Here is a 15,069-nt window from a genome sequence, read left to right as displayed (position 1 = left end):
AAGTGCGACTCGGGAAGAGTCTTTTTGGCCGCGCCCGAAATCTTTCCACTTCCGATCAGCTTTTGTGCCGCAGAAGCCGTCTCCGGCGCCCCGGGCAGCATTTGTGTCCATCCGGCCGCCGACTCATTCTAGGGTCTGCGCGGATTTCAAAGGGAGAATTTCATGGATTATCGATTGCTCGGCCGGTCGGGGCTCAAGGTGTCATCGCTGGCGATTGGCACGGCGACGTTCGGTGGCGACGGACTCTGGGGCGACACCGACACGCGCGAGGCACAGCGCCAGATCGACCTGTGTCTCGATCACGGCGTCAATCTCATCGATACCGCCAATGTCTACTCCAGTTCGGTCTCGGAGCAGATCATTGGCGAAGCCCTGAGCGACGGGCGGCGCGACCGCGTCCTGCTGGCCACCAAGGTGCGCTTTCCCACCGGCAAGGGGCCGAACGATCGTGGCCTGTCGCGCTGGCACATCATCCGCGAGTGCGAGAACTCGCTGAAGCGCCTCAAGACCGATGTCATCGATCTCTACCAGGTGCATCAATGGGACGGCCAGACACCGCTCGAAGAGACGATCGAGGCCCTCGATACGCTGATCAAACAGGGCAAGGTGCGCTATGTCGGCTGCTCGAACTATTCCGCCTGGCACCTGATGAAGGCGCTTGGGGTCGCCGACGCGGCGCATCAGCAGCGCTTTGTCTCCCAGCAGATCCACTACACGTTGCATTCGCGCGAGGCCGAGTACGAACTCGTGCCCCTCGGGCTGGATCAGGGCGTCTCGCTGCTGATCTGGTCGCCGCTCGCCGGCGGCTGGTTGTCGGGAAAATATACCCGCAGCAGCACGCCATCGAGTGGCCGTCAGGTCACCGGCTTCAAGGAGCCGCCCATCTATGATCCGGAAAAACTCTGGGACATTGTCGACGTGATCAACGAAGTGGCCGGCGCGCACGGCGTTTCCGGCGCCCAGGTGTCGCTGGCCTGGCTGCTGCAGCGGCCACTGGTCGCCTCGGTGATCATCGGCGGCCGCAATATCGAGCAGTTCGAGGACAATCTGAAAGCTGTGGACCTCACGCTGAGCGCCGACGAGGTGGCCCGCCTCGACAAGGTCAGCCGGCCGCCGCTGATCTATCCCTACTGGCACCAGAGCTTTACGGCCCGCGACCGCCTCGGCGAGGCGGATCTGTCGCTGCATCGGCCCTATCTCGACCAATAGTCCCAATTGGGTGTTTGGGGGCGTGGCGGCATGGCTGCCGCGCCCAGAGCCTTCGTCGATCAATTCCTGATGAAAGCCATCAGCTTTGCTTGACGAACTTTAGAACTCTTATAAAGTGGCGGGCCTGACTTAACGGGATTCGACCATGAAACTGACGCGCCAGTCGAGCTATGCCATCCGCACGCTGATCTATTGCGCGGTCAGCGAGCCGGGGCTCAGCCGCATTGCCGACATCGCCAAGGCGCATGCGATCTCGGAGTTGTTCCTGTTCAAGCTGATCAAGCCGCTGGTCGAGAACGGCTTGCTGCAAACCGTGCGCGGTCGCCACGGCGGCATCAAGCTCGGTCGGCCGGCGAGCGAGATCACGCTGCTCGATACCATCAAGCTGACCGAGGAGAGCTTTGCCATGGCAGAGTGCTTCGAGGGCGGCGATGTGACCTGCCCGCTGGTCGATGCCTGCGACGTCAACGCAGCCCTGCGCGAAGCCCTTGGCGCGTTCTTCGAGGTGCTCGACAGCAAGACCATCGCCGATCTGGCCTTCAAGCGCCGGTCGCTGCGCGAGAAGCTCGGCCTCAAATACGAGGACATGGAGCCCGCCCTCATTGCCATGAACTGATGGCTTGCGGCGGTCCGCCCGCCATCAGTTGAACCTCGGCGGCCCGGCACCTGTCCGGCAGGCGGGCTTGATCGTCCCCGACGCGCGTGCTCTATGCGCCCAAATCCCTTTGCAATCGGAACTGACCCATGGCCGCGGCGCCCATACTCGCCCTGCAGGACATCGCGCTGACATTCGGCACCACGCAATTGCTCGAGGCTGCCGAACTCTCGGTGCTGCCCGGCGAAAAGATTGCGCTGGTCGGCCGCAATGGCTCAGGCAAGTCCACCCTGCTCAAGATCGCTGCCGGCCAGATCGAGGCCGACGGCGGCAAGCGCTTCCTGCAGCCGGGTGCCACCATCCGCTATCTGCCGCAGGAGCCCGATCTCTCCGCCTTTGCCACCACGCTCGCCTATGTCGAGGACGGCATGGAGGCCGGCGACGACCATTATCGGGCCACCTACCTGCTCAATGCCCTCGGCCTGACCGGCGAGGAAGACCCCAAAAATCTCTCCGGCGGCGAGGCCCGCCGCGCGGCCCTGGCTCGCGTGCTGGCGCCCGAGCCCGATATCATCCTGCTCGACGAGCCGACCAACCACCTCGATCTGCCCGCCATTGAGTGGCTGGAAAGCGAACTGAAGTCGATCCGCTCGGCACTGGTCATCATCAGTCACGACCGCCGCTTCCTTGCTGACCTGACGCGCGTCACCTACTGGCTTGATCGCGGCGTCACCCGCCGGCTCAACAAGGGTTTTTCCGGCTTCGAGGAGTGGCGCGATGCTGTCCTCGAGGAAGAAGAGCAGACCCGCCACAAGCTCGATCGCCAGATCGTGCGCGAAGAGCATTGGCTGACCTATGGCGTCACCGCCCGCCGCAAGCGCAACGTCCGCCGTCTCGAAGGCCTGTTCAACCTGCGCCAGCAGCGCAAGGACCAGCGCCGCGTCGTCGGCGACGTCAAGATGTCGATCTCGGAAGGCGATACATCAGGCAAGATGGTGGTCGAGGCCGAGCACATCTCGAAGACCTATGACAAGCCGATCGTTGTCGACTTCTCCACCAGGGTGATCCGCGGCGACCGCATCGGCATCATCGGTGCCAACGGCGCCGGCAAGACCACGCTGATCCGCATGCTGACCGGCGAGCTCGAGCCCGATAGCGGCCGTATCCGTCTGGGGTCCAACCTCGAACTGGCGACGCTCGACCAGCGCCGTGCGGCGCTGTCGCCGGAAACCACCCTCAAGGAAGCCCTGACGCGCGGCGGCTCGGATACGCTGACCATCAATGGCCAGCCCAAGCATGTCGTCGGCTACATGAAGGATTTTCTCTTCACCCCCGAGCAGGCCCGCACCGCGGTGGCCAAGCTGTCCGGCGGCGAGCGCGGCCGTCTCGCTCTGGCCCGTGCCCTGTCGCAGCCCTCCAACTTCCTGGTGCTGGACGAGCCGACCAACGATCTCGATCTTGAAACCCTCGATCTGTTGCAGGAAATGCTCGACGACTATCCCGGCACCGTCATTGTCGTCAGCCACGATCGTGACTTCCTCGACCGGGTCGCCACTTCGGTGATCGTGGCCGAGGGCGACGGTGTCTGGACCGAATACGCGGGCGGCTATTCCGACATGGTAAGCCAGCGCGGCTTCGGCGTGCGGGCGCCCGAGGGCGCGCCAAAGGCCAAGGCAGGGCGTACTGCGCCTCTCACCCCGATCGTGCCGCCCACCCCCAAGGGCAAGCTCAGCTTCAAGCACAAGCACGCGCTCGAAACCCTGCCCAAACAGATGGCCAAGTTCCGCGCCGAGATCGAACGGCTCAATGCGACGCTGGCCGATCCCCAGCTCTATGCCAAGGACCCTAAGGCCTTCAGCGCCGCCACCGCCGCCCTGACGGCAACCGAGAAGTCCCTGGCCAAGGCCGAGGACGAGTGGCTTGAACTCGAGATGATCCGCGAGGAAATCGAGGGCTGAGGCAAGGCGCCTCAGGGTTCCCCAAGGCAATCGGAACCTCTGAATGTCCCGCTTCAGGGTCGCGGCATTTCCCCGTCGCTCTGCAATGCGGGCACACTATTGCGCCGTCCGCTGCAAAAACAGACCGGCCTGGTCTGGTTTTTTCATCTTCCAGCTGCTAGGTTTCAAAGCGCTGGGAACATGAGTCTTTTCTTCATGCTGCCGCATAGACTAAAGGCCATTTGAATTCGCCGGGCGGAGAACCTAAATTCTCCTTGGCCGGAAATGGCCACACAAAAAGCCTTGGGGTGTCACGCTGCCGCCCCATCATCTCGCGTAACTACGCTGGCCGACTGCTTGAAGCATCGGCCCGAACCTGAGGAAGGAGACTGCGATGAAATCAGCCACTGCACTCCGAGTCGGGGATCTCGGACAAACGCGTAGGCTCCGCCATCGGGTGTTGCCGCTCGAAACGAATGTGACCCACCGTCACCTGTTCGTCTCACAAATTCGGTACCACCCGGCCGTCGCCAGCGACGCGCCGCAGGAGAACTTTTCATGCAGCACACAGTCAACAAGCCATCAGGCAGCAGGCCCGTCACCATCGCCGTGAACGGGGAGCCATTGGGCGTTGTCGTCCCGGACCCGGAAGGCTACCGCTTTCTGGCCGTGCGCTATAACGCCTTCGGCATTGACGGGCAGACATTCTCGACCGTCGAAGCGGCCGAGCGGGCCGCCGGCGCGGCTCTGAGGGACTACCACGCGCAGTAGGCGGGCCCACGGGCGCGCCTCTCCTCCATGGCTCCGGTGTCACAACCGCGTGTAATTTACCGCCGCTTAGGCTTGCGCCCGTGACCTTGGGCCATGTTCGCCGTGATCAACGGATATCCCTGCACGTCCTCGTGCGACGTCGCCGTCGCCCGCAAAAACATTGACCCGCGCAACCCGCGCAATGATCCCGTCAAGGCCGAGCAACTGGCAGAGGCGGATCTGCTCAAGGGCAAGACACCCAGGGAGTTGCCGCGCGACACAACGCGCGTCACCGCTGTCGGCGACACCGCGGCGGCATCTCTGACGCCGCGCAGACTCGTGGATTTCTATGCCTAGCCGTCATTGGCGGCGTTGAGCTCGTCCGGCTCCTTGCCGTCGTCGAATTCCTCGCCAGGCATGATGCCGTCGCCGCCGAGAGCCCTGTCGATCGCCACGGCCAGCCGGACGAGATCGATCTCTTTCAGGTCGGTCCCGGCCTGTCGCGCGATCTCGCGGCCCAGCGCTTCAAGGATGGTCTGCTTGCGCTCGTCCAGCTCAGCCATTTCCATTCACCGATAGTCCTTTGTCGTCGATCTTGATCTCGAGCCCCGGGTTCTGGCTCTCCTGGTACATCGTGTAAATGGCAAAGCCAGCCACTGCGATCGCCAGCACGGCGATGATGGCGTAGAGCGAATTCCGGTTCATGAGGATAGCCTCTGTTGACGCTGATGGGAACCTAACGCGCGGCGGCGGCTCCGGGTTCATTGCGCCTCAGGCTTTAGGCCTGTCGCAGCGCTCGCACCAGCCCCGCTATCGCTGTGTCGAGATCGCCCGAATTGTCGATGCGGACCACTTCCACGCCGTCGGGCACCGGGGCGCCCTCATGCGCCAGCCGATCGGCGATCTCCGCCTCCGTCTCGCGGCCTCGTCCCGCCAGGCGTTTGGCCCGCACCGCCGGATCGGCAGTGATCAACGTCACCAGACAGCGCGGGTAGCGCGCCTGCGCGTCGCCAATCATCCGCCGCGAACCGTTCATGACCACCGTGCGGCCCTCGCCGATCTCGCGGTCGATGCTGGCGGGCACCCCATAGCTGAGCCCGTGCGCGTCCCATGTCAGCGCGAAATCGCCCCGCGCCTTCGCCGCCTCGAATCCCTGACGGTCGATGCTGTCGTGGTCTTCGAGCGCTGCAACGGCATCGCGGGTGATCACCCGGCGGGCAAAGACGAACCCGTCGTCACCGGCCAGCGCCGCCCTGGCGCCCGCCATCAGCGTATCCTTGCCGGCGCCCGACGGGCCGACCACCAGTACCAGAGCCCCCGGACGCGGCATCAATTCACTCGCTTGCCCTGCCGCCACACCGAACGCACCACCGGTGCCGAACTGGTCTTGCGCACCCGTACCAAATCGCCGCGCTTGCCTGTGGCAATCTCGCCGCGATCGTCCAGCTGCGCTGCCTTGGCCGGATTGCGCGTCACCATCGAGATCGCTTGCGGCAGCGTGATCGTGTCGATCCGCTCGGGCAGGACGAAAGCCGCAAACATCAGCGCAAACGGCACATAGTCCGAGCTCAGCACGTCCAGCACGCCCTCGCGCGCCAGTTCGCTCGCAGAGATATTGCCGTTATGGGATTTTCCGCGCACCACATTGGGCGCCCCCATCAGCACCGCCAGGCCCGCGCCGTGCGCCGCCCGTGCGGCGTCCATGGTGGTGGGGAACTCGGCGATCACCACCCCGTCGGCGACGGCTTCGTCGACATGCGCCGGGGTCGCGTCGTCATGGCTGGCAAAGGCCAGCCCGACCTCGCGGCCGCGCGCCAGGATGGCGTCGTGGCTCTTTTGCGCATAGAGCCCGCGCTCGCGCTGCCGGTCGGCAATGTACTGGGCCATCTCGGCTTCGGAAAAGCGCATGCGCTTCTGGTAATAGGCGATGTAGTGGTCGAGCGTCGTGTACTGCCGCGCACCGGGCGTATGGTCCATCAGCGACGCCAGCCTGACCACCGGCTTGGCGCAATGGGCATCGAACTGTTCGAAGACGTCCGCGGTCGGCAATTCGCAGCGCAGATGCACCAGATGCTCGGCCCGCAGCCGGTCTTCCGCATCGGCCTGCGCAATGGCATCGACCTGTGCCGCCACGTCATCGGTGATGTCGCCCGTCTCGGGATCGGAGCCCAGCCGGACAGCATCGAACACCGTGGTGATGCCGGCGCCGGCGATCTGCGCGTCGTGCGACTGCAGCGCCGCCATGGCGTGCCAGGTGACGCCCTGGCGCGGGCGATAATGGTTCTCGAAATGATCCGTGTGCAGTTCGACCAGTCCGGGGATCAGGTAGTCGCCCTCGAAATCCTCGCCGGTCTGCGACGGCCCGGCGTCGATGGCGGCAATGACGCCATCGCGCACCAGTAGCGAGCCCTCGATCACCTCGTCGGCGAGCACGATCCTGGCGTTGCGAATCCTCAGTTCGGTCATCAGACCTTCACCTGCGTGCTGAGCGGATAGTCGGTCTCCCGGCAGAATGGCGCACCCGATCCGGTCTCGGTGTAGAGCGTCAGCCGGTCCAGCATTGTAGCCTCTTCCAGCACCGGCGCGAACCAGTCTTTCGCTGCCGCCATCACTGCCGGCAGGGTGGCCGGGTCGAGCCGGTCCGTCAGCGTCATGTGAAACAGGAACTGCTCCATCACATAGGGGTAGCCGAAACGGTCGAGCAATTCGGTCTGGCGCGCGCTCAGCCCGCTTTTGAGGCGCCGCTCGCGGTCGATTGCCGACATCGGCGCCCGGAACGGCTCGAAGGCGGTGACCGCGTCACCGGCAAACGTGGTGAGCGTGTCGCTCTGCAGCACCGGCGTCAGCGCCAGGAAGCCGTCGAGCGAGCGCACTTCCAGCGGACCCAGCAGTACCGGTGCATGCCCGCTGGCAAACTGTTCCACCGCAGCTTCGAGCTCGGCCTGGGTCCGGCCATCGGCCAGTGCCATCGGCGCCTTGATCGTGGCGTGAAAACCGTAGCGTGAGGCCGACGGCGTGATGGCGGTCAGCGTCGTCCCGTCAATGCCCGGTATGCCCTCGTTGGAGACCGGTCCCGCAGCGGCATCGCGACCGAGCCAGCGTGCAGCCCGCTGCCAGAGATCGCTTGTAGTGGGCGGCGCATAGTAGATCGCGAAACGGTCTGGCATCAGCTCAATCGGGGGGATGGGACAAGCGGCCTGCCTAGTTGAAGAGCATGACAGCTATTTGACAAGCCCGGATCGTCACACCCGGCATGAGCCCCATCATGCTCATGCCGGGTGGCTGCACGACCGCCGCTTGCGCCGCAGCCTTTGCAGTGGCGGGAACCTAGAGGCGCGAAAATGAATTGCAGATGAACGTGCAAAGCGGACCGCGAGCGCCATCGCTGTCCTTGCGCGGTGCCCCCGTGAGTCTCAATATGCGGCTCCAAAGGGGCCACGGATGGATCGCGACAATCTCGAAACTCTCTTCAGGGTGGCCGTGGCCGCTGCGCAGCCCGATCAGGCCGTGGCGGCGCATCTGCCAAAACCGCCGGCCGGCCGCACCGTCGTCATCGGCGCCGGCAAGGCCTCGGCACAGATGGCAAAGGCCTTTGAAGCGGCCTGGCCGGGCGAGATTTCCGGGCTTGTCGTCACCCGCTACGACTATGCCACGCCATGTGAACGCATCGAGATTGTCGAGGCGGCTCACCCGGTGCCCGATGCCGCCGGTTTCCTCGCGGCACGGCGCATTATGGAACGGGTGTCCGGACTCAGCCACGATGATCTGGTGGTGGCACTGATTTCGGGTGGTGGATCGGCTCTGCTGCCAATGCCGGCGCCCGGCCTCGACTTCGAGGACGAGCAGGCCGTCAACGAGGCGCTTCTAGCCTCGGGCGCACCGATCAGCGTTATGAACGTCATCCGCAACCAGATTTCGGCTATCAAGGGTGGCCGCCTTGCCGCTCTCGCCGCGCCTGCCCGCGTCGCCACGCTGGTGGTCTCCGACATCCCCGGCGATGACCCGGCTCTGGTCGCCTCGGGCCCCACCGTGCCGATGGCAGCGACCCGCGCCGAAGCCAGGCACCTCGTCTCCCTCTATGGGCTGAAACTGCCTGCATCCGTCGCCGAACTGCTGGCCTCCGATGACAACCCGGCGCCCCGGCCAACCAATCCGGCCTTTGCGCATAATACCGTCCGCGTCATTGCCTCGGCCGCCATATCACTCGAGGCCGCGGCCGAAACGGCCCGCGGCATGGGGCTCAATCCGGCCATCCTCTCGGACGCCATCGAGGGCGAGGCCCGCGAAGTGGCCAAGGTGCATGCTGCCATCGCCAGGGAAGTGCAGCGGCGCAACCGGCCTTTTGCCAAGCCGGCACTGCTGCTGTCGGGCGGCGAAACCACCGTAACAATGCGTGGCACCGGCCGCGGCGGCCGCAATGCCGAATTCCTGCTGGCCTTCGCCATCGCCATCGAGGGCATGGCCGGCATCACCGCACTGGCCGCCGACACCGACGGCATCGACGGGGCAGGGGACAATGCCGGCGCCATCGCTGACGGCACCACTGCCACGCGCATGCGGGCAGCCGGCGTCGACCCGCAGGCGGCGCTCGCCAATAACGACGCCTACACTGCCTTCCGCGAGATCGGCGGGCTCTTTATGACCGGCCCCACCGGCACCAACGTCAACGACTTCCGCGCCATCATCGTGAGGTAGCACAATGGCCAAGGCACTGGGCATAGGCGGCGTGTTCTTCCGCGCCAAGGATCAGAAGGCGCTGGCCAAGTGGTACCAGACGCATCTGGGGGTCTCCGGGTTCTGGATGCAGGAGGCCGGTCCGACCGTCTTCGCGCCGTTTCCGGGCGATACCGACTATTTCCCCGCCGGCCGGCAGTGGATGATCAATTTCCGCGTTGACGATCTGGTTGGCCTGATGGCGCAACTGACGGCGGCCGGTATTGCCGTCGAAACGCGCCCCGAGTGGGATACGCCCGAGACCGGTACCTTCGCTCGCATTCACGATCCGGAGGGCAATCCCATCGAACTCTGGCAACCACCGGCAGAGTAGGCCAAGGCACCGGCCTCTCAGTCTACGCCTCCCTTCCCCTTGAGGGGAGGGACCGAGGGTGGGGTCCATCGGCGACCCGCCGCACCCACCCCCGCCCCTGACCCCTCCCCTCAAGGGGGAGGGGGACCTAGAGATCGCTGATGGAGTGAGGCCCCCCGGAAAATACTCCCGTGCCCGGCTTCCCTTTTGACCGCCATTCGCCTTAAGTGCCGGCACAAAAAGGGGAGCCTGTCGCCATGGCCAAAAAGAAGATTGCCGTCATCGGCATCGGCAAGATTTCGCAGGACCAGCACCTGCCGGTCATCGACAAGTCGCGCGATTTCCAGCTCGCCGCCTGCGTCTCCATGCGCGGCATCGGCCACGGCGACGTGCCGGTGTTCAAGACCCCGGCCGAACTCTACAAGGCCATGCCCGAAATCGGGCTGGTGTCGATCTGTACGCCGCCCAGCGTCCGGCACCAGATGGTGCGCGAGGCGCTCGACGCCGGCAAGGATGTGCTGCTCGAAAAGCCGCCAACCCAGACACTCACCGAGTTCGACGATCTGGTAGCCTATGGCAAGAAGACCGGCAGGGTGCTGTTTCAGACCTGGCACAGCCAGTACAACGCCGCCGTCGACGAAACCAAAAAGATCCTCAAGAAGGAGGGCGTCGCCTCGGTCCGCATCGACTGGCGCGAAAGCGTCCGCAAATGGCATCCGGGTCAGGACTGGGTCTGGGAGCCGGGTGGCTTTGGCGTCTGCGATCCCGGCATCAATGCCATGTCGATCTTCACCAAGATCATGCCGTTTCCGGTCTTCGTACAGGCCTCGCATCTGAAATACCCGGCCAACCGGCAGACTCCTGTCGATGTCGAGATCACCTTCAAGTCCCTTGAAAAGCACCAGCCCAGACTGAGCGCCGGCTTCAACTGGCTCGAGGAGACCGGCGAAATCTGGACCTTCGACATCAAGACCGGCAAGGGCAACAAGCTGCGGCTCGAAAAGGGCGGCACGGTGCTGGTCGTCAACGACCATGTGGTCATCCAGCAGCCCTCGGAAGAATACGAGGGCATCTATGATCGCTTCGCCAAGCTCCTGAAGAAGGGCAAGTCCGACATGGACGGCGCCCCACTGCGGCTGATCTCGGACGCTTTCTTCCTTGGCGCTCGCGAGAACGTCGAAGATTTCAACTGGTAGGAGGCTCGGCATGTTCGGACTGATCGGCAGTTTCAGCGCCCATCCGGGCAAGCGCGACGAACTGGTCGCGCTGATGACCTTGGCGGTCAACGATATGCCCGGCTGCCGCAGCTACGTGGTCGGCAAGGACCAGGCCGACCCGAACCTGATCCGCATCATCGAGATCTGGGACTCGGCCGCGAGCCACAGGGCCTCGCTCAATATCCCGGCCGTTGCCGCCATCATCAAGACGGCCATGCCGCTGATCGCCGGCTTCGGCGATCGCATCGAGTTCGAGCCCGTCGGTGGCATCGGCATCTGACGGACGATCTGTCACGCCTGTCTAGACCATGGTCGGACTGGCGCGCCGCGCGTCGGCGCTCTAGCGTTTCCTGAGGAGGACCCCAAATGTATGAGACCCTGAACGGCTCAGCTCACCCGCTGGCACCAAAGGAAATTGCTGTCACCGCCGTCCCCGAGGATGAGCGCGTCTGGGTGCCGCAGGCCGAGGGCGTCTGGTTCCGGCCGCTGATGCTCAATACCCTGCAGGGCCAGTGGTGCAACCTGCTGCGCGTGCGCCGCGCCGGCATCCTCAGCCGGCATCTGCATCCGCAGCCCGTGCATGGCTATGTCATCAAGGGCAAGTGGCATTATCTCGAGCACGACTGGGTGGCGGAAACCGGCTCCTACGTCTTCGAGCCGCCCGGCGAAATCCACACGCTCACCGTCCCCGAGGACGTGCCGGAGATGATGACCTTCTTCAACATCTCGGGCTGCATGGTCTATCTCGACAAGGACAACAAGCAGATCGGCTTCGAGGACGTCTTCACCAAGATCGACATGTGCCGCAAGCACTACACCGCCAACGGCCTCGGCGCCGACTATGTCGACCAGTTCATCCGCTGATCATTGACGCTGCCGTGGTCGCCTTCTCCCCTTGCGGGAGAAGGTGCCCGAAGGGCGGATGAGGGGTTTGTCTCCGCATCCGCGATTGCACAAACCACCCCTCATCCGTCTCGGCCTGCGGCCGATCCACCTTCTCCCGCAAGGGGAGAAGGAAGAAAGGCCAGAAATGACAACGCACTGGGCCACCGAATTCTACTCCGGCAAGACCGTCGTCATCACCGGCGCCACCTCGGGCATTGGCCAGGGCATTGGCCGCGCCTTTGCCGATGCCGGGGCCATTGTCCATGCCACCGGCGCCACGCAGGCCGAAGTCGAGGCCGCCGGCACCGCTGAGCCGCGCTTCCGCTACACCCAGCTCGACGTCCGCAGCGACGAGGCGGTTGCGGAATATGCCGCCGCCATCGGATCAGTCGCTGTGCTGGTCAACTGCGCCGGGGTGAACCTCCGCGCCGCCGAGCACACTCCCACCGGCTTTGCCACTGTCATCGACATCAATCTCAATGGTTCGATGCGCACGGCCTATGCCTTCCGTGAGCACCTCAAGGGCGGCGCCATCCTCAATATCGGGTCGATGTTCTCGTTTTTCGGCGCCCCTCACGCCCCGGCCTATGCCGCTTCGAAGCACGCCGTCGCCGGCCTCACCAAGTCTCTCGCCACGGGCTTTGCCACCGACAACATCCGCGTCAACGCCCTCGCCCCCGGCTGGATCGAAACCGCCATGACCGCCGTGCCCCGCGCCAACGAAACCCGCAATGCCGAACTGATGGCCCGCACCCCGCTGGGCCGCTGGGGCACCCCGGCCGATCTGGCGCCGGCCGCACTGTTTCTCTGCTCGCCGCTGGCCGGCTACATCACCGGCGCCATCCTGCCTATCGATGGCGGCTATCTCGTCGCCTGACGCTCCGGCGGAAAGATCCTGAAAAACAGCCAGGCGATGCCGACCAGCACGATGCACATCAGGCTGAGAAAGCTGGCATGCGTCAGCTTGAACCACTCGATCTGGTCAGCATAGGGCCGGCCCTCGAACACGCGGACGGTGATCGGTGTGCCGGGCACGTAACGCGCCGCCACCTCCCGGGCACCCCGGGAATTGTAGCTGAAGAATTCGGGCGCCACATTGCCCAGTTCGACGATGTCCGCGCTGCCCGGCGGCCATGTGACCATCACTGTCGGACTGTATTTGGTCGTGCCATTGCCATAGGGGCCCTCCACCACGGTGGACGACACCACCTCGCTCGCCGCCCGTTCGGCGAACTGCGTCCAGGTCGGCGGCACGCCGAAATTCCAGCTGCCCCAGGCCATCAGGATAAAGACCAGCGCAAACAGCGATGGCAGGAAGCGCAGCAGCAGACGTGTCACTCTGTCGTCTCCGACTCCGTCTCCATTTCAGGCACCACCTTCGGTGTGCAGAAATAGAGGGCCTGGTTGATCACATAGAGCGAGCCGGAGAGCGAAATGGCCCGGTCGATCGGCGCGCCTTCCGCCGGGTCGAGATAGACCATGGCGCCATTCCGGATGGCCTCGATCATCGGCGCCACATCGCCCTCGACCCGCGCATGGTAGGGCGCGCCGGCAACTGCCGTCACCGCAAAGCGCGGATCGCCCTTGTCGAACTCCAGTCCCCAGCGTCCGGCGTCACCGCCGGGCCGGCTGGTATGGATGTGAAGGCCGACAGAGAAATCATCCTCGCAGCGCACGACGAGACAGGCATAGTCCGTCGCGTTGGCGCCATAGCCGCAGCCCATCGCCGCCCGGTCGCCCTCACCGGGCAGCGGCGAGTAGTGCCAGCCTGCCTCCTGCGCCAGGGCAGGGCAGCACGCCAGCAACAGGGCAAGGCTGACGAGCGGCTTCATTTTCCGGCGTTCGTCAGGTCCTGCAGGTCGGCCGCGCTGAGTTCGAGCCGGGCGCCGCGGGCAAGGCTCGCGACCTGCTCGACACTGGTCGCCGAAGCGATCGGCGCGGCCACCGCCGGCTGCGCCGCCACCCAGGCCAGCGCGATCTCGGCATGGGCCGCGCCCGTCCGCGCCGCAACGGCGTCGAGCGCGGCCAGGATCCGCAGCCCCCGCTCGTTGAGGTACTTGCCGACAATGCCGCCACCGCGCGGGCTCTTGCTGGCATCGGCCTGCGTCCGGTACTTGCCCGAGAGAAACCCCGAAGCCAGCCCGTAATAGTGAATGCCCGAAATCTCCTCGCGCACGCAGATGTCCTGCACCGCGCCCTCGAACTTGTCGCGGGTATAGAGGTTGAACTCGTTCTGGATCGTCTCGTAGCGGGCGAGGCCCTCGCGCCGCGAAATCTCCAGCGCTTCGGTCAGCAGCTTCTCGTCATGGTTGGAGGTGCCGATGAACCGCACCTTGCCCGCCTTGATCAGGCTGTCATGGGCGCGCAGCGTTTCCTCCTGCGGCGTCCGCTCGTCGGGCCAGTGGCTCTGGTAGAGATCGATATAGTCGGTCTGCAGTCGCTTCAGCGAGGCCTCGACTTCCTCGACGATCCATTTGGCGCTGAGATCCTTGTGACCCTGGCCCATGTCCGAACCGACCTTGGTGAACACCTGCACCTTGTCGCGGTTGCCGCGCGCCTTCATCCAGCGACCGATGATCTTTTCACTGTCGCTGTCATTGCCCGGCACCCAGCGCGAATAGCTGTCGGCGGTATCGATGGCCGTAAACCCCTCGGCCACAAAGGCGTCCATCACCCCGAACGAGGTCTGTTCGTCGGCCGTCCAGCCCATGACGTTGGTGCCCAGCACCAGCGGCTCGATATGCAGGTCGGAGCGTCCGAGGCGGCGCTTGGTCATGTTGGTCTCCGCAGATGGGATTGCAGTCAGGAAGGGACGGCAAGACTAGGACGGTCGGCCGCCCTTGCCAACTACCCCTTGGGTTCGATCAGGTCCCACTTTAAAGGTCTTCGAACACCGCCACCGAGCCATAGGGCTCGTGCCGGGGCGCCTCGAGAAAGCGCACACCCGCTGCCACATAGGCCGCATGATCGCGGGCGAAATCGTCGGTTTCGAGAAACAGTCCGACGCGACCGCCGGTCTGGTCGCCGATCCGCGCCACCTGTTCTGCCCCGTTGGCCTGCGCCAGCAGCAGCCGGGCACCCGCGCCGCCCTTCGGTGCCAACGTGACCCAGCGTTTGCCGTCACCCAGCGGCACATCGGCAACCAGTTCAAACCCCAGCCTGTCGCGATAGAAGGCGATGGCTTCGCCGTAGTCCCGGACAACCAGAGTGACGGTGGTTATCGATTGCATCATGGCGCCTCCTCACCGCATCTTGACCATTTGGTCAAATATTGCAATGACATAGCCCTCGCCGAAGCGGAGCGCGGCCCGCCGGCAGTTTCCACCAGAGCATCAACAAGCCGGATCAGGCCTGTTTGACAGCATAATATTGTCGTTGCGCTGCCTGGGAAAAAACGCTTTTCTGCCGCCCAAGTCGCAGGTGCAAAGCCAGCGACGTAATATTTTTCGG

The 15,069-nt window shown here is 64.6% G+C and carries 19 protein-coding genes and 1 pseudogene; 11 read left to right on the top strand and 9 right to left on the bottom strand.

Annotated elements, in window-relative coordinates; translation table 11 throughout:
* Positions 1-162: 162 nt before the first annotated feature.
* The 5 genes from AC0L4C_RS02595 (at position 163) to AC0L4C_RS02575 (ending at position 4,848) form a co-directional block, all read left to right on the top strand.
* Positions 163-1,209 carry an aldo/keto reductase gene (locus AC0L4C_RS02595; protein ID WP_473401962.1) on the top strand — a complete coding sequence of 349 codons (1,047 nt, stop codon included), beginning with the start codon at positions 163-165 and terminating at the stop codon, positions 1,207-1,209.
* 145 nt (positions 1,210-1,354) lie between these two features.
* Positions 1,355-1,825, top strand: coding sequence for an iron-responsive transcriptional regulator RirA (gene rirA, locus AC0L4C_RS02590; RefSeq protein ID WP_473401961.1), 471 nt, complete (start codon positions 1,355-1,357; stop codon positions 1,823-1,825).
* Positions 1,826-1,953: 128 nt separating this feature from the next.
* Positions 1,954-3,762, top strand: coding sequence for an ABC-F family ATP-binding cassette domain-containing protein (locus tag AC0L4C_RS02585; protein ID WP_473401960.1), 1,809 nt, complete (start codon positions 1,954-1,956; stop codon positions 3,760-3,762).
* 537 nt (positions 3,763-4,299) lie between these two features.
* Positions 4,300-4,512: a hypothetical protein gene (locus tag AC0L4C_RS02580; protein ID WP_473401959.1), complete on the top strand. Its 213-nt coding sequence runs from the start codon at positions 4,300-4,302 to the stop codon at positions 4,510-4,512.
* Positions 4,513-4,605: 93 nt separating this feature from the next.
* A complete protein-coding gene (locus AC0L4C_RS02575; protein WP_473401958.1) occupies positions 4,606-4,848 on the top strand; it encodes a hypothetical protein in 243 nt (80 codons plus the stop codon).
* On the opposite strand, the gene AC0L4C_RS02570 is transcribed toward AC0L4C_RS02575, so the two are convergent.
* The 5 genes from AC0L4C_RS02570 to AC0L4C_RS02550 form a co-directional block, all read right to left on the bottom strand.
* The gene (locus AC0L4C_RS02570; protein ID WP_473401957.1) at positions 4,845-5,054 is read right to left on the bottom strand and encodes a hypothetical protein; all 210 of its coding nucleotides are present in this window, start codon (positions 5,052-5,054) and stop codon (positions 4,845-4,847) included. The genes AC0L4C_RS02575 and AC0L4C_RS02570 overlap by 4 nt on opposite strands.
* Positions 5,047-5,196 carry a hypothetical protein gene (locus AC0L4C_RS02565; protein WP_473401956.1) on the bottom strand — a complete coding sequence of 50 codons (150 nt, stop codon included), beginning with the start codon at positions 5,194-5,196 and terminating at the stop codon, positions 5,047-5,049. Before AC0L4C_RS02565 ends, AC0L4C_RS02570 begins: the two co-directional genes overlap by 8 nt.
* A 73-nt stretch (positions 5,197-5,269) precedes the next feature.
* A complete protein-coding gene (gene phnN, locus AC0L4C_RS02560; protein ID WP_473401955.1) occupies positions 5,270-5,821 on the bottom strand; it encodes a phosphonate metabolism protein/1,5-bisphosphokinase (PRPP-forming) PhnN in 552 nt (183 codons plus the stop codon).
* Entirely contained in the window at positions 5,821-6,957 is a 1,137-nt protein-coding gene (locus tag AC0L4C_RS02555; RefSeq protein ID WP_473401954.1) for an alpha-D-ribose 1-methylphosphonate 5-triphosphate diphosphatase, read from the bottom strand. The genes phnN and AC0L4C_RS02555 overlap by 1 nt, the downstream gene beginning before the upstream one ends.
* Entirely contained in the window at positions 6,957-7,658 is a 702-nt protein-coding gene (locus AC0L4C_RS02550) for a DUF1045 domain-containing protein (protein ID WP_473401953.1), read from the bottom strand. Before AC0L4C_RS02550 ends, AC0L4C_RS02555 begins: the two co-directional genes overlap by 1 nt.
* A gap of 274 nt (positions 7,659-7,932) precedes the next feature.
* Here AC0L4C_RS02550 and AC0L4C_RS02545 point away from each other — a divergent pair, with 274 nt between their 5' ends.
* From AC0L4C_RS02545 to AC0L4C_RS02520, 6 genes are all read left to right on the top strand, one after another.
* Entirely contained in the window at positions 7,933-9,186 is a 1,254-nt protein-coding gene (locus tag AC0L4C_RS02545) for a glycerate kinase type-2 family protein (RefSeq protein ID WP_473401952.1), read from the top strand.
* 4 nt (positions 9,187-9,190) lie between these two features.
* Positions 9,191-9,538: a VOC family protein gene (locus tag AC0L4C_RS02540; RefSeq protein ID WP_473401951.1), complete on the top strand. Its 348-nt coding sequence runs from the start codon at positions 9,191-9,193 to the stop codon at positions 9,536-9,538.
* A gap of 236 nt (positions 9,539-9,774) precedes the next feature.
* Positions 9,775-10,713: a Gfo/Idh/MocA family protein gene (locus AC0L4C_RS02535; RefSeq protein ID WP_473401949.1), complete on the top strand. Its 939-nt coding sequence runs from the start codon at positions 9,775-9,777 to the stop codon at positions 10,711-10,713.
* 10 nt (positions 10,714-10,723) lie between these two features.
* The gene (locus AC0L4C_RS02530; protein ID WP_473401948.1) at positions 10,724-11,014 is read left to right on the top strand and encodes a putative quinol monooxygenase; all 291 of its coding nucleotides are present in this window, start codon (positions 10,724-10,726) and stop codon (positions 11,012-11,014) included.
* A gap of 86 nt (positions 11,015-11,100) precedes the next feature.
* Positions 11,101-11,598 carry a 2,4'-dihydroxyacetophenone dioxygenase family protein gene (locus AC0L4C_RS02525; protein WP_473401947.1) on the top strand — a complete coding sequence of 166 codons (498 nt, stop codon included), beginning with the start codon at positions 11,101-11,103 and terminating at the stop codon, positions 11,596-11,598.
* Positions 11,599-11,764: 166 nt separating this feature from the next.
* Positions 11,765-12,496, top strand: a complete 732-nt coding sequence (locus tag AC0L4C_RS02520) for an SDR family NAD(P)-dependent oxidoreductase (protein ID WP_473401946.1) — start codon at positions 11,765-11,767, stop codon at positions 12,494-12,496.
* Here the strand turns inward: AC0L4C_RS02520 and AC0L4C_RS02515 are convergent.
* The 4 genes and pseudogenes from AC0L4C_RS02515 to AC0L4C_RS02500 form a co-directional block, all read right to left on the bottom strand.
* Entirely contained in the window at positions 12,481-12,957 is a 477-nt protein-coding gene (locus tag AC0L4C_RS02515; RefSeq protein ID WP_473401945.1) for a hypothetical protein, read from the bottom strand. The two genes, AC0L4C_RS02520 and AC0L4C_RS02515, sit on opposite strands and share 16 nt — an antisense overlap.
* The gene (locus AC0L4C_RS02510) at positions 12,954-13,451 is read right to left on the bottom strand and encodes a hypothetical protein (protein WP_473401944.1); all 498 of its coding nucleotides are present in this window, start codon (positions 13,449-13,451) and stop codon (positions 12,954-12,956) included. Before AC0L4C_RS02510 ends, AC0L4C_RS02515 begins: the two co-directional genes overlap by 4 nt.
* A complete protein-coding gene (locus tag AC0L4C_RS02505) occupies positions 13,448-14,395 on the bottom strand; it encodes an aldo/keto reductase (RefSeq protein ID WP_473401943.1) in 948 nt (315 codons plus the stop codon). The genes AC0L4C_RS02510 and AC0L4C_RS02505 overlap by 4 nt, the downstream gene beginning before the upstream one ends.
* Before the next feature lie 71 nt (positions 14,396-14,466).
* Positions 14,467-14,852 (bottom strand): annotated as a pseudogene (locus tag AC0L4C_RS02500) (VOC family protein).
* Between the last annotated feature and the right edge of the window lie 217 nt (positions 14,853-15,069).

Source organism: Devosia sp. J20-27, assembly GCF_055808595.1.
This window is presented reverse-complemented; position numbering and strand designations above follow the sequence as displayed.

Bases quoted from the DNA above. Each gene is read 5' to 3' on its own strand.
- AC0L4C_RS02580 (WP_473401959.1), top strand. From the start codon at position 4,300: ATGCAGCACACAGTCAACAAGCCATCAGGCAGCAGGCCCGTCACCATC.
- AC0L4C_RS02555 (WP_473401954.1), bottom strand. From the start codon at position 6,957: ATGACCGAACTGAGGATTCGCAACGCCAGGATCGTGCTCGCCGACGAG.
- AC0L4C_RS02535 (WP_473401949.1), top strand. From the start codon at position 9,775: ATGGCCAAAAAGAAGATTGCCGTCATCGGCATCGGCAAGATTTCGCAG.
- AC0L4C_RS02510 (WP_473401944.1), bottom strand. From the start codon at position 13,451: ATGAAGCCGCTCGTCAGCCTTGCCCTGTTGCTGGCGTGCTGCCCTGCC.
- AC0L4C_RS02570 (WP_473401957.1), bottom strand. From the start codon at position 5,054: ATGGCTGAGCTGGACGAGCGCAAGCAGACCATCCTTGAAGCGCTGGGC.
- AC0L4C_RS02550 (WP_473401953.1), bottom strand. From the start codon at position 7,658: ATGCCAGACCGTTTCGCGATCTACTATGCGCCGCCCACTACAAGCGAT.
- AC0L4C_RS02545 (WP_473401952.1), top strand. From the start codon at position 7,933: ATGGATCGCGACAATCTCGAAACTCTCTTCAGGGTGGCCGTGGCCGCT.
- AC0L4C_RS02525 (WP_473401947.1), top strand. From the start codon at position 11,101: ATGTATGAGACCCTGAACGGCTCAGCTCACCCGCTGGCACCAAAGGAA.
- AC0L4C_RS02575 (WP_473401958.1), top strand. From the start codon at position 4,606: ATGTTCGCCGTGATCAACGGATATCCCTGCACGTCCTCGTGCGACGTC.
- AC0L4C_RS02505 (WP_473401943.1), bottom strand. From the start codon at position 14,395: ATGACCAAGCGCCGCCTCGGACGCTCCGACCTGCATATCGAGCCGCTG.
- AC0L4C_RS02585 (WP_473401960.1), top strand. From the start codon at position 1,954: ATGGCCGCGGCGCCCATACTCGCCCTGCAGGACATCGCGCTGACATTC.
- AC0L4C_RS02540 (WP_473401951.1), top strand. From the start codon at position 9,191: ATGGCCAAGGCACTGGGCATAGGCGGCGTGTTCTTCCGCGCCAAGGAT.
- AC0L4C_RS02595 (WP_473401962.1), top strand. From the start codon at position 163: ATGGATTATCGATTGCTCGGCCGGTCGGGGCTCAAGGTGTCATCGCTG.
- rirA (WP_473401961.1), top strand. From the start codon at position 1,355: ATGAAACTGACGCGCCAGTCGAGCTATGCCATCCGCACGCTGATCTAT.
- AC0L4C_RS02520 (WP_473401946.1), top strand. From the start codon at position 11,765: ATGACAACGCACTGGGCCACCGAATTCTACTCCGGCAAGACCGTCGTC.
- AC0L4C_RS02565 (WP_473401956.1), bottom strand. From the start codon at position 5,196: ATGAACCGGAATTCGCTCTACGCCATCATCGCCGTGCTGGCGATCGCA.
- phnN (WP_473401955.1), bottom strand. From the start codon at position 5,821: ATGCCGCGTCCGGGGGCTCTGGTACTGGTGGTCGGCCCGTCGGGCGCC.
- AC0L4C_RS02530 (WP_473401948.1), top strand. From the start codon at position 10,724: ATGTTCGGACTGATCGGCAGTTTCAGCGCCCATCCGGGCAAGCGCGAC.